Source organism: Acinetobacter sp. 22512 (genome assembly GCF_052044755.1).
GTDB classification, from domain to species: Bacteria; Pseudomonadota; Gammaproteobacteria; order Pseudomonadales; family Moraxellaceae; genus Acinetobacter; species Acinetobacter pittii.
Genome location: NZ_JBQENP010000004.1, coordinates 51358 through 64561 on the forward strand (window position 1 = coordinate 51358; position 13204 = coordinate 64561).

Sequence of the window (13204 nt, forward strand, 5' to 3'; positions counted from 1 at the left end):
TTTATTTATTTTGCAGCTTTTTCAAAATTAATAACGGCTTCACGGCCAAGTGCTGGGTCATCTGTAAAGACTCCATCAACACCAGCTTTAAAATAGGCTTCAAACTCTTTTAAAGCACCAGATGGACAGCGCTCCGCTGGTTTATCTTGACTGCACTTTAAATGCGTTGGTAAATAATTATTTTCTGGGCGGAAAGTATAAGGATGTACTTTCAAGCCAGCTGTATGTGCATCAGTAATAAACGAAGTCGTTTGAACCGAGCCATTGTCATTAAAGTTAAGAATATAGCCTTTACTTGGACCTACACCATTTGCATATTTAGCCACGTCTTTTAAACCTTGTGCTGTGGCTAAATATGCATAAGTTTTAGTTTCGCCAGATTCAACGAAGTCGGCTGGTTGAGAGGTTTTAGCGTCATATAATTGAATGATTTGTGCATGTTTAATCGTTTTATGAAGGTCGAGCTGATCTTTTAAATATTTTAGATTACTCACTTCAAAAGACTGTAAATAGACAGGTGCAATATCACGTGTATATTCGTATTTGGCTAAGGTTTTAAGAAGAGTATCTTCCATTGCCAGTTTCTGTTTTTTAAAATAAGTCGGATGTTTGGTTTCAATATATAAACCAATAATTTTCCCCGTTTTCTTATAATTTGCTTCAGCCAGTTCAATCACTTGCTCTAGAGTCGGGACGGGATAGAGGTCATTGTAGGCTGTGTTTGCTGGTCGGAACTCTGGAATGCGTTCACGCGCTTTAAGCTGCTGTAATTCACTTAAAGTGAAGTCTTCTGTAAACCAGCCTGTTAAGTCTTTACCATCAATATTTTTTGTTGTTTTACGATCTGCAAACTGGCTTAAAGTGCTTACATTGGTTGTTCCACCAATCTCATTTTCATGGCGAGTAACCAATACGCTATCTTTTGTAGAGACTAGATCAGGTTCAATGAAATCTGCGCCATCATCAATCGCTTTTTGATATGAAGCTAATGTGTGTTCAGGACGCAAAGCGCTCGCGCCGCGATGTCCTACCACTAAAATTTTAGGAAGTTGATATTCTGGTGTGGTTGGTGAGTTTTCAGTTTTATCGTCATCATTACAACCAACCAAGCTAATTAAACTTAAGCATAAAAGTGCTCTTTTAAACATAATTTTACTCATATTGTTTTAGTCGAAACGTATTTAGTCTGATGCTTGAACTTGACGTGATCATGAAGAATTCATGAATTTTCAGTGACACTTGTTAAAACCTTGTTTATGGGTTTGTAGGAAATGCCAGTTCTTGCTTTGTTTTTGTTCTAATTGCATTTATTGTGTTAATTCTACTTGTCTTTTTTATATCGCTCGTTGATGATCAAGAGGGCAAATTTGGTATTGCCATCTGTTAATTGACGACCTAATTCTGAGCAGCCATGCTATCTAAATTTTTTATTCAGCGTCCCATTTTTGCCAGTGTACTCGCAATTATTGTTATGGCATTTGGTATTTTCTCGGTGCTGAATTTACCCGTAGAGCGCTATCCTGATATTGCCCCTCCTAAAATTACAGTCTCGGCAAGTTATAGTGGTGCGGATGCACAAACGGTTGAGCAAAGTGTTACTCAGATTTTAGAACAACAAATACAAGGTATTGATAATTTACTTTATTTCAGCTCTACCAGTGATTCATCAGGACGTAGCCGAATTACTATTAGTTTTGATAATGGCACAAATCCAGATACAGCACAGGTCCAAGTACAAAATAGTATTAGTGGCGTCATAAGACGTTTACCCGATGAAGTACAACGCCAAGGGGTGACCGTGAGTAAGTCACTCGGCGATACTTTTATGGTGGTAGGTTTATATGACTCTACAGGTAAATCGGGCAATATTGAGCTATCGGACTATCTAACGACGCATGTGGTAGATGACCTGAATCGTATTGAAGGGGTGGGTGAGTCTGATGTTTTCGGTTCGCAATATGCGATGCGAATCTGGCTAAATCCAGAGAAATTAAAACAATATAATTTAATGCCAAGTGATGTAGCGAATGCAATCACTGCTCAAAATACACAAGTTGCCGCAGGTGCAATCGGTGATTTACCTGTCATTGATGGACAATATTTAAATACGAAAGTCACCGCAGGATCTCGACTAAAAACAGTCGAAGATTTTAAAAATATTGTAGTGAAAGCAAATCAAACAGCGAGCTATGTCTACTTAAAAGATATTGCTAGAGTCGAGTTGGGTGCAGAAAATTATCAGTCTTTTAACACTATTAATGGCTATCCGGCCGCTGGTTTAGGTATTTCTTTATCTTCTGGTGCAAACGCGATTCAGACCTCTAAACTCATCCATCAAACTCTAGATCAGCTTACAACCAAGCTACCTGCTGGCTATAAAATTGTTTATCCACGAGATAATACGCCGTTTGTTCAAGAGTCTATTAAAGAAGTTGTAAAGACGCTTATTGAAGCCATTATTTTAGTTATTTTGGTGATGTTCCTGTTTTTACAAAGCTGGCGCGCGACACTCATTCCGAGTATTACCGTTCCTGTTGTTATTTTAGGAACCTTTGCTGTTTTATATGTGCTCGGTTTTAGTATTAACACCTTAACGCTGTTTGCATTGGTGCTCGCGATTGGTTTGCTAGTAGATGATGCGATTGTGGTCGTTGAGAATGTTGAACGGCTCATGCATGAACAGCATTTAACACCGAAAGAAGCAGCCATTGAGTCGATGGGAGAAATTAGTGGTGCCTTAGTCGGAATTACATTGGTTTTAACGGCCGTTTTTATTCCAATGTCATTTTTAGGTGGTTCAATTGGCGTAATTTACCGTCAGTTTTCCATTACTTTAGTTGCCGCTATGGCGTTATCACTCGTGGTAGCATTAGTCTTAACACCCGCTTTATGTGCCTTAATTTTAAAACCGAATCCAAAGCCTATGCGCTGGGCAGTTTGGTTTAACAAAAAAATTGATCAACTTAAAAATCAATATATAAAAATCGTCCAGACAAGCATTCGATACAGTAAATCGGTTATCGTGATTTTTGTGGCTTTGATTGCTGTTTTTGCACTGTTCTATAGTGGTTTAAAAAGTGGATTTATTCCTAAAGAAGACCAAGGCATTTTAAGTGTTCAAATTAAGCTTGTTGATAGTGCCCCGATCTCACAAAGTCAAAAAATTGGAGAACAAGTCCGTCAATATTTCTTAACTCAAGAAGATAAGAATGTGGATCTGGTTTTAATCCGCTATGGCCGAAATTATTCTGGTACAGGCCAAAACTTGGCACAGGGATTTATTGCCTTAAAACCTTGGGATGTGCGTACTGGAAAGGAAAATTCGGCTGACGCTATACAAAAGCGTGCGATGAAATATTTTAGTCAATTTAGTAATGCACAAATTAATGTGACATTACCTGCTTCAGTTAATGGTTTGGGCCAAACAGATGGTCTGGATTTATGGATTCAAGATTTAAATGGTCAAGGGCAAGATTTTCTAGATAACACCTTCCGTCAGTTGCAAACACAGAGTAAAAGCTATTCAAGTTTTGAAAACTTTGATAAGCAATCTACTAACAGTAAAGCAAACCTCAATATCAAAATTAACCAGAAACAAGCATTAGCAAATGGATTAGAGCTACCCGCGATTAACAACACTTTGTCGAGTGCGTGGGGTGGAACGTATGTAAATGACTTTATTGACCGTGGTCGTATCAAGCGTGTCATGATTCAAGGTGATGCCCAGTTCAGATCAAAACCGGAAGATTTATATAATTGGTCTGTACGTAATAACCAAAATGAAATGGTACCTTTTAGCTCATTTGCTAACTTCAGTTGGGGCGGCGCTCCTGAAATTGTAAAACGTTATATGGGTTATAGTGCCTTACAGCTTCAAGCAGATGTTGCAAGTGGTAGTAGTTCAGGTCAGGCAATGAAAGATGTTGAACAACTCGTAAATCAGCAAAAAGACGTTGGCTTGGCATGGACAGGTTTATCTTTTGAAGAACAGAAGTCGACAAATCAGGCCGTCTGGTTATATTTAATTTCGGCAGGCTTTATTTTCCTATGTTTAGCCGCACTCTATGAAAGCTTAAGCATTCCCGCTGCGGTGATGACTTCTATTCCGCTTGGGGTGGGAGGAAGTGTCATTTTCTCTTATATTTTTGGTCTACCAAATGATGTGTATTTCCAGATTGCACTGTTAACCACAATTGGATTGTCTTGTAAAAATGCAATTTTAATTGTTGAGTTTGCTGCCTTGGCGCAAGAAAAAGGTAAGAGTGCAATTGAAGCAGCTTTAGAAGGCGCGAGCTTACGTTTAAGACCGATTTTAATGACTTCTTTGGCTTTTGGTGCAGGTGTGATTCCTCTTGTTTTTGCGCAAGGGGCAGGGGCTGTAAGCCGTCAAGAAATCGGTATTAGTATTTTAGGTGGCGTAATGTTCGGTACAGTACTGGTTCTGTTCTTTATTCCAGTCATGTACGTGTTATTGCGTTCATTGTTTAGATCGAAGGCTACTAGTTAAAAGTAAACAATTTAAAAACAGGTATTAAATCAAGTATATTAAGATTAACTTTCTCTTTATATATTTGATTTAAATGCCTCAAGAAAAAAAATTAACAGAGCAACAGGTCATCGCACTAGAACGAGATCTGGCCAAGTTTGCAACCATGATGGACAGTGCAGTTCGCATTCCTTTTACAAAGCAAGGTATTGGTGCCGATGCTGCGCTGAGTACGATTCCAATTGCAGGTGATGTCGCTGGTTTCGCATTGACCTGTTATGCCATCTATAAAGCTAAACAAATTGGTGTGCCTCAACATAAGTTGACTCCAGTCATCAAACTTGCCGTTGTAGATGCTGTAGTCGGATTTGTTCCAGTGGCTGGGACTATTTTTGATATTTTTATAAGACCAAGTCGAAAAGCACTAGATGTAGTTCATACGCATATACGGGAAGAATATGCGATTCAGAGTGATATTCATGTCGTTCATCCGTACTTACATGAAAAACTCGAAAAGAAGCAGCAGCATTCAGCTTTCTGGCGAAATCCTATTGTCAGTTGGTTATGGTTGCATATTCCCGATTTAGTAGGTGCGCTTGTACTGCTTTTAATTGGATTAGCTGTTTGGTGGGGGGCAAGCTATCTTTGGAGTCTCTATCAAACCATGTAATAAAAAATAAAGCCTCCATTTGGAGGCTTTATTTTTACATTAAACGTTTTATGGGCAATCTAATTGATGTAAAGCTGCCACACGTTGTTCAATTGTTGGGTGGGTTTGGAACAAAGCAGCTAAGCTGAAACCTTGTTCTTTACCTTCCGCAATTGCGAAGGCTTTCATTTCTTTTGGCATTTGATCTGGCATTTCCGTCTCAGCTTGGAGACGTAATAATGCAGAAATCATTGCTTGTTTACCTGCTAAACGTGCACCTGCTTCATCAGCACGGTATTCACGATAACGAGAGAACCACATCACAATGGCAGAAGCAAGAATACCAAAGACGATATCCAATACCATGGTAATAATGAAGTAACCCATACCAGGGGCTTCATCGTCTTGACGACCAAAGACATTACGGTCGATAAAGTCACCAACTACACGAGCAAAGAACATAACAAAGGCGTTCACAACACCTTGGATGAGCGCTAGGGTAACCATGTCACCATTCGCAACGTGGCCAATCTCGTGCGCAAGCACAGCACGTAGCTCATCTTTGTTCATACGTTCAAGTAGACCAGATGAAACGGCAACTAAGGCATCATTTTTGTTCCAGCCTGTTGCAAAGGCATTGGATTGATATGATGGAAAAATACCAACCTCTGGCATGTTGATACCAGCACGTTGAGAAAGTTCAGCGACTGTTTGCAATAACCAGCTTTCAGCTTGGTTACGAGGAGCATTCGGGTCGATCAGTTCTGTACCAGTCGTTTTCTTAGCCATCCATTTTGACATGAATAACGAGATTAAAGATCCCACCATACCAAACACAAAACAGATCACTAAAAGGTTGCCTAGATTCAAGCCACCCGCGCCATGGTAACTACCGACACCGAAGAGTGACAAAATAATGCCAGCTACAACCAGTACCGCGAGGTTGGTAAGCAAAAACAAACCAATCCGCATCATTGAGAAAATCCTCTTATAAATAAAATGTTATCTGATTTACAAATTCGAAATCATGAAGCTAATATGCGGGGCTTGGGGGAAAAATTCAAGAAAAAAATAAGGAATTGATACATTCTTTCATTTAGCAGAATGTACCTAAATTTAAAGAATAATTGGCTAAATTCGTCAAAATGGTAAAGATCAGGTAATAGATCATTACAATTTAAAACATCTGAACTTACCTAAATAGAACTGCGAGCCGCCGTTCTTCTTTATTGTTTATTCAATTCGTATATGGGCAATTGCGGTGGCATTATTGGTGACATAAGTGCCTGTTGGTGCGTCGGTATAGGTACCGTCAGATAAAGTCACGATTTGACGAGAAGATGAATATTTAGGTGATTGAGTCGTGATTTGAGCTGTTGTGTTTTCTGCCAAATTAGAAGGATGTGAAACGGTTTGTACTGAAGTATTTGTAAAAGATGAAAAACCTGAACCCGATGCATATAGGTTTTGGTATCGACTTGTTACACGACGCACATAATCTTGTGTTTCACGGAAAGGGGGAATACCGCCATATTTATCGACATTACCTTCACCGGCATTGTAAGCCGCAAGTGCCATTTGCGTGTTTCCATTAAAACGCTTGAGTAACCAGCTTAAATATTTAGCGCCTGCAAAAATATTTTGTTGCGGGTCATAGGCGTTAGAGACATTAAAACGACGGGCAGTCGCAGGCATAAGCTGCATTAAGCCTTGAGCACCTACTGGCGAACGAGCTCTTACGTTAAATCCTGATTCGGTGTGCATAACGGCTTTAATTAGACCTTCTGAAACACCATGTTGTTGTGCAGCTTGTCTAATAATGTGGTCGAAAGCGTTCTTATTTTTATTGTAGCTTGGCAAAACAGAAGCTTCTGATGCTCCCCAGTTTGTATAACTGTGAATATTACTATCAGGGTAATAGGTCACTTTTACTTTTTTAAGAGAGTGGTCATAGCTTTTCCGGTTGGTGAGTAATGTACTACCGTTTTTATCTTGGTAAATATACATTTGACCCGCTGAACTCGAAGTTATGCCGACCGTAAAAGTGGTCATCCCCAGCAAACAAGAAACAAGAAATTGAACCGAATTTTTCATTTTATGTTATTCACAATTTTTAGGTACTCAAAACTTGCAAAAGAGTTTATCAAAAAATATTACTTAAAGAAGATTTGTGTAATTTTTTTTATTTCGACTCTTTCAAAAAATCAAGCTGATTTGTTCGAATGCTCATCAAAAAAAATTAAAAAATTTTTTTAAAATGATTCTATTGACATGGTTAACTTGTTGATTATTAAAAATAAAAAACATTGGTTAAAAAATGATCAATTTAAAGAAAACCCTTAACAGAAGGCCAAAACAGTTTGTCAAGTACGAAGAAATCCACAATTTTATCCACAGGTTTTGTGGAAAACTGTGGAAAAGTCCAAAAAGTAAGCATTTTGCACAAATTTTGAACGCTTCAGTCAAAATAGAGCATGTGTTTTGCATCATGCACGAGCAATGTGACGACTTCAAGAATTGAAACTATTCTTTTGATGCGATTCTCTTCTGAATCATATAAAATTGCGCGGTATTTTTATTTATGGGTATATCTCGTCTATGTACGCGCCAGTTGAGTCCAATCAGGGATTTAATTTTAAGCCTGAACTTCCAACAAGCTCGGCCTATTACCGTTTGCTCAAGAAGCTTCGCCGTCAAGTTGGGCATGCTATTCGTGACTTCAATATGATTGAAGATGGCGATAAGGTCATGGTGTGTGTGTCTGGTGGTAAAGACAGTTATACCTTGCTCGATATTTTATTGCAGTTTAAGCGTATTGCACCAATCAATTTTGAGGTGGTTGCGGTTAACCTCGACCAAAAACAACCAGGCTTTCCTGAAGATGTTTTGCCTCGTTATATGGAAGAGAACAACATTCCATATTACATTTTAGAAAAAGACACCTATACCATTACTAAACGTTTAACACCTGAAGGTAAAACCTACTGTGCAGTGTGTTCACGTTTACGCCGTGGTTCTTTATATGGCTTTGCACAAGAGATCGGTGCGACTAAAGTTGCTTTAGGTCACCACCGTGATGACATCATTGCAACGTTCTTCTTGAATTTGTTCCATGGCGGTAGCTTAAAGGCGATGCCTCCAAAGCTTTTATCGTCAGATAAAAAGAACATTTTGATTCGTCCTTTGGCATATGTTGAAGAAAAAGACATTATTAAATATGCCGAGATTCGTCAGTTCCCAATCATTCCATGTAATCTTTGTGGTTCGCAGGAAAACCTACAGCGTGCCATGCTTAATGAAATGCTACGTGAATGGGATAAACAATATCCGAAGCGCTTACACAGCATTTTTGGGGCATTACAAAACGTATCTCCGTCTCAGTTAGCAGACCGCGAATTGTTTGATTTCGAGGCTCTAGATTCTCAGCGCGAGTTGGATATTAAAGATCCCGAAGAGCTTAAGAACCGTTTAGATGTCGTGAACTTAAGCTTCGCTGCTGAATAAACGCTAGCATAAAGAATGTTAAAGGCACTTTATAAACAAGTGCCTTTAATGTATCAAAATACTAAAAAATGAATGTTCCGTACAAAAAGTCATAGCCCAAAATTTAAATTACATGCTATAACAAGCCACAAGCAGAATTGCTTCACATGATGTTGTCTGGATAGACAACCAGAGAAATTGAACAAATAAATTTGAGGAAGAATCATGCCTGCATTTTTAACTGAAGATTGGTTTGCGACTGTCGAAAAATTAACTGCTGAAGCAGGTGATCTTAATTTGCCGCCCGCTCTTGCGAACTTGGCAATTAATTTAGTAGTGACAGATGCTTCTGGAAATACCGAATTAGCTTTAGATGGGGGTAAAATCCAAAAAGGTTTGTCTTCAAATGCCAAAACAACTTTAAATATGGATGCTGAGACTTTACGTAAAGTATTCTTAGAGTTTGATATGGCTGCTGCTATGCAGGCATTCATGACTGGTAAAATTAAAGTTCAAGGCGACATGTCTCAATTAATGGCTTTACAAACAGCTAAGCCAAGCCAAGAACAAAAAGATTTGTTTAAGAAAGTATTAGAGCATACAGCTTAAATCTAAAAGAATTCATATAAAAAGCTTACCCAAAAAGGTAAGCTTTTTATTTGTACAAACAATGAATTTATCAACTTTTAAAAATAAAAATTAGATATTGATTCGTGTTTGCGCCGTTTTGATATGTTCAAGATAAGCACGGATACGAGTGACATATTGAACTGCTTGCTTATATCGACCATTTCGCGTTTTATTACTTTGCAAATAGTCATAGAGGTTGACCCATTTGTTCGGATCTTTCCCTTGAGATTGCAAGCGCTTCTGAATCTGACTTACCGCACCTGGTCCCATGTTATAGGCCACAAGCGCATACCAGTTCCGATCAGGGAACGGAATATTATCAAATTCGGTTAGCATCAGATCGTAATACTTCGCGCCGCCCTGAATACTCTGAGCAGGATCGCTACGATTGCTTACACCCATTGCTCTAGCAGTGCTATTAGTTAACATCATTAAGCCGCGAACACCTGTGGGAGAAACAGATTCAGGCTTTAAATATGATTCTTGATAACCAATTGCAGCAAGTAAATGCCAATCTAGATCATACTTCGCTGCGCTTTGCTTAAAGCTTGCTTTGTAAATCGGTAAACGTGTGCTTAAGTCACGTTGAATGGTTGACCATGCTTCTGGTTTAACCACATTGCGGTTATAAAAAGAAGCAAGCTGCTGAGTCACACCATTTTGCTTACTCTGGCATACAAAGCCGCTGGCGGTCTGTGTGAGTGGGTCATCAGCCTGTTTAAATACCCAACTTAACTCAGGATTTAAGCCATTTTTTTGCAAATTTGCTGTGTCACCACAACTTGCAGAAAACGACATTAAACCTTTGTTTTCGATTGTGCTTAAACCTGCTGTAGTCATCGCAAAGTTTGACTTACCTTGCTGAACCCATCTAAGTGCAGTGGCATTGTCTGCCACGATTTTAAAGTCCAGCTTTACATTTAGGTTCTGTGCATAGTTACGTGCTAAGTCGTAACCAAAACCGTGTAAAAACTGATCTTCTTTGAAAACGGTTGTCGGGCTTTCTACCGCAACAACAGTTAAAGTGTTTGTGTTAACTACAGTATTGTACTGTAGGGTTTTTCCTGCATTAAGACTATGAAATGGGAGAAGTATAGTACTGAGTGCAAGAGCTTTTAACGGGAGAGAAGAAAATAAAGAGTTAAGGCAAAGCCTCGACCCAGAACTTGAATTACTGTGCATGTTGTCTCCGCTACAGATAATTTATGCCCTAAAAGTCAGACAAAAAGCTGCCATAACTTCTAAAAGTTGATAAATTCAATAAGGGGTGGGCAGTCATGACGTCATTCAAAATGACATGAAATGAAAAAAACAAACTGTGTAGAAAATCTACATAGTTTTCGAGTGGGTTAAAAAATGCTCAACATTTAAACTGCGCGCATCATAATATTGAAAAAAAGTAATGTCAAATTTTGTACAATTAAAACTTCGATATATCATCATAAACACATGAATTTCTTAAGGAAGAAAATTTATACACTTCTGATGTGAGAAAATAGGGTATAAAATGCTACATTTTGTAGCCATCGTGTTAGTACAACGTGAAATTTGATTTAGATACTAGGTAAATTGATATAAGTTAAATAATTGAAAATATAAAATAATTTAGTTTTGTTCTAATAAATTTAATTTGTTTATAATTAAATTGAAGTTAAAAGATACTTGTTAAAAAAGTATCTTTTAACTAAGGTAATATTTTTATAAGTTATTTTTCATTAAATCTTCCATAACATTACACCGGTCTGATAACCTGCTCCTAAAGACCAAAAAACAATAATATCGCCTTTATTTATAAGTGATTTTTCTAAACGTTTTTTATAGGCAATAAAAAAACTACTTACTCCTGTATACCCATATTGATCTCCAATATATTCAATTTTTTCAGTAGGTATATTGATTTTATCCTGAAGAATGTCAATATTAGATTTTGTAAATTGAGATAATAAAAAACAAGATATGTCTTCAATTTTTAAATTATTTTTCTTTAATAACTTTTCTAACGCGTCCGCAGCAAATTCCACGCTTTCTAAACCAGTAAATGGTGCCCAATGAATTTTTTGTTCCTTACTATGGTAATTCGTTAAACCATGAGGAGGAAAAACAATAGTTTTACAAAAACTACTATCTGTCTGATACATCCTGTCAATAATGCCTGAATCACCAGTATTTTTTTCAAGTATTATGGCTGCTGCTGCATCTCCTACAATTGTTGAAGGAATTGGTTGCTTTTCATCTCCGAGCATTGTTAGATGGTCAGATCCAATCACTAGTGCACGTTTGTAGCTCTCTTTAGACGCTAGTAAAACTGATGCCTGTTCAAGGGCAACAAACATTCCTAAACAATTAGCATTTATATCAAAGCATATACAGTCAGTTTTAATATTTAGTTCTGAATGAATAAGTAAAGCATTAGTTGGAGATAGATATTGTAATGTTGTAGAGGAAAAGATAATAATATCAATACTATCATGTGAAATATTATAATTTTTTAATAATTTTTTTGAAGCATGAATTGCCATTGAGAGAGCATTTTCTTCCTCATCAATAATTACATGCCTTTTATTTCTACCTACTTTTTCAAAAATTCTATTTAAACTGTCTTTATCTTCAAATTTATTTAAATAGTAATCATTATTTCTAATTGTTTCTGGATGATAGGTTGATATAGCAGAAATTTTTATACCTTTCATAGTTAAATAATCTCTTTATTATAAAAATAAAATTTTGTTTGGTTTTTAATCTATTATCGATGGCATTTTATTTATTTTTTTAATTTTAATTTTTATGTTTTTTATTTTTATACATGAGCTTATATAGGTGTATATTAAAAATCAATGAGCTATATTGATTTTCAATGACAATATAATTCAATATTATATTTCACTTAATTATATTGTAATAAAAATTAAATTATTGATAAGAGATGTTTGTTATATACCAAATCATTTTACCCTTAGGAGTTTGAACTTGTATTTCATCATCTATACTTTTACCTAAACAAGCTTTTGCCATAGGCGATTGCAAAGAAATATAATCCTTACGACCGTAAATTTCTTCATCGCCGACTATGCGAAATTTAATAGCTTCGCCTTCGTCATTTTCTAACTCAACCCATGCTCCAAAGTATGCTTTTCCGTCTTGTTCAGGGCTATATTCAACTTTATGTGCGACTTCAAATAGTTTGGTTAGGTATCTAATTCTACGATCAATTTCACGTAGTTTTCTTTTGTTGTAGTGATAGTCTGCATTTTCTGAGCGATCACCAAGACTGGCTGCCCATGACACAATTTTAGTAATCTCTGGACGTTCTTTTCTTACAAGATCATTTAACTCATCTTGTAATCGTTGATAACCTTCAGCCGTTAATAGTTTGCGATTCATCATATGGCCAAAACTTCTTTCATATAGATAGTTTCGTTAGAAACTACATCAGGAATTAAAACTTATCAGTAAGTGCAAAGGGCAGAATACCCTGAGTAAAGCGTAAAGCTTCTTATCTGTGTGAATATGTTATCAAAAAGATAAACGAATATCATTTAGTTATGCCAAGAGTGTTCTGCTGTCAAAGATAGCTAAGAATCTCAAAAGAGAGTTTTGTTTAAGATGAAAAGTAGCAATAAGTAGATAAAAACTAAAAATTTAAGGTTTTTTGTTTTTATTTTGAGCATTTAGATGAAAACTTAAGTAAAAAGATTTGCCAACTTCAATTTTTATTTATATTATAGCGCTCGTTGGAAGCGTGGCAGAGCGGTTTAATGCACCGGTCTTGAAAACCGACGAGGGTGTGAGTCCTCCGTGAGTTCGAATCTCACCGCTTCCGCCAGATTCTTAAAAAGCCCTTGTTAATGACAAGGGCTTTTTTTTTATACCTAGTGTCTACATTACATTAAGATTTAGCTTAAATACTGCTAATAAATCCTGAAAATTTCATATAAATCAAATAAGTATATATTTTA

Annotated in this window: 9 protein-coding genes, 1 tRNA gene and 1 pseudogene; 5 read left to right on the plus strand and 6 right to left on the minus strand. The window is 36.8% G+C overall.

The annotated features are described in order from the left end of the window. Nucleotides 1-5: 5 nt before the first annotated feature. Entirely contained in the window at nt 6-1148 is a 1143-nt protein-coding gene (locus ACTJJG_RS05930) for a glycerophosphodiester phosphodiesterase (RefSeq protein ID WP_017480516.1), read from the minus strand. A 263-nt stretch (nt 1149-1411) separates the two neighbouring features. On the opposite strand from ACTJJG_RS05930, the gene ACTJJG_RS05935 reads away from it, so the two are divergent. Beyond that, the gene (locus ACTJJG_RS05935) at nt 1412-4507 is read left to right on the plus strand and encodes a multidrug efflux RND transporter permease subunit (protein ID WP_032057443.1); all 3096 of its coding nucleotides are present in this window, start codon (nt 1412-1414) and stop codon (nt 4505-4507) included. A gap of 73 nt (nt 4508-4580) precedes the next feature. After that, nucleotides 4581-5156, plus strand: a complete 576-nt coding sequence (locus tag ACTJJG_RS05940; protein WP_017480518.1) for a DUF4112 domain-containing protein — start codon at nt 4581-4583, stop codon at nt 5154-5156. A 48-nt stretch (nt 5157-5204) separates the two neighbouring features. On the opposite strand, the gene htpX is transcribed toward ACTJJG_RS05940, so the two are convergent. Both htpX and ACTJJG_RS05950 read right to left on the minus strand, forming a co-directional pair. After that, nucleotides 5205-6110, minus strand: a complete 906-nt coding sequence (htpX, locus tag ACTJJG_RS05945; RefSeq protein WP_002118851.1) for a protease HtpX — start codon at nt 6108-6110, stop codon at nt 5205-5207. 258 nt (nt 6111-6368) lie between these two features. Beyond that, a pseudogene (locus tag ACTJJG_RS05950) lies at nt 6369-7160 on the minus strand (lytic transglycosylase domain-containing protein); the annotation flags it as partial. Nucleotides 7161-7733: 573 nt separating this feature from the next. Between ACTJJG_RS05950 and ttcA the strand changes: the two are divergent. Both ttcA and ACTJJG_RS05960 read left to right on the plus strand, forming a co-directional pair. Beyond that, entirely contained in the window at nt 7734-8639 is a 906-nt protein-coding gene (gene ttcA / locus ACTJJG_RS05955) for a tRNA 2-thiocytidine(32) synthetase TtcA (protein ID WP_002118895.1), read from the plus strand. Between the two features lie 204 nt (nt 8640-8843). Next, nucleotides 8844-9227: an SCP2 sterol-binding domain-containing protein gene (locus tag ACTJJG_RS05960; RefSeq protein ID WP_002118641.1), complete on the plus strand. Its 384-nt coding sequence runs from the start codon at nt 8844-8846 to the stop codon at nt 9225-9227. Nucleotides 9228-9317: 90 nt separating this feature from the next. On the opposite strand, the gene ACTJJG_RS05965 is transcribed toward ACTJJG_RS05960, so the two are convergent. From ACTJJG_RS05965 to greB, 3 genes are all read right to left on the minus strand, one after another. Further along, the gene (locus ACTJJG_RS05965) at nt 9318-10430 is read right to left on the minus strand and encodes a transglycosylase SLT domain-containing protein (protein WP_440608916.1); all 1113 of its coding nucleotides are present in this window, start codon (nt 10428-10430) and stop codon (nt 9318-9320) included. Between the two features lie 533 nt (nt 10431-10963). Then, entirely contained in the window at nt 10964-11938 is a 975-nt protein-coding gene (locus ACTJJG_RS05970) for a 3-oxoacyl-[acyl-carrier-protein] synthase III C-terminal domain-containing protein (RefSeq protein WP_032004380.1), read from the minus strand. Between the two features lie 220 nt (nt 11939-12158). After that, a complete protein-coding gene (gene greB, locus ACTJJG_RS05975; protein ID WP_017480520.1) occupies nt 12159-12629 on the minus strand; it encodes a transcription elongation factor GreB in 471 nt (156 codons plus the stop codon). 352 nt (nt 12630-12981) lie between these two features. On the opposite strand from greB, the gene ACTJJG_RS05980 reads away from it, so the two are divergent. After that, nucleotides 12982-13071, plus strand: a tRNA-Ser gene (locus tag ACTJJG_RS05980). Nucleotides 13072-13204: the final 133 nt, after the last annotated feature.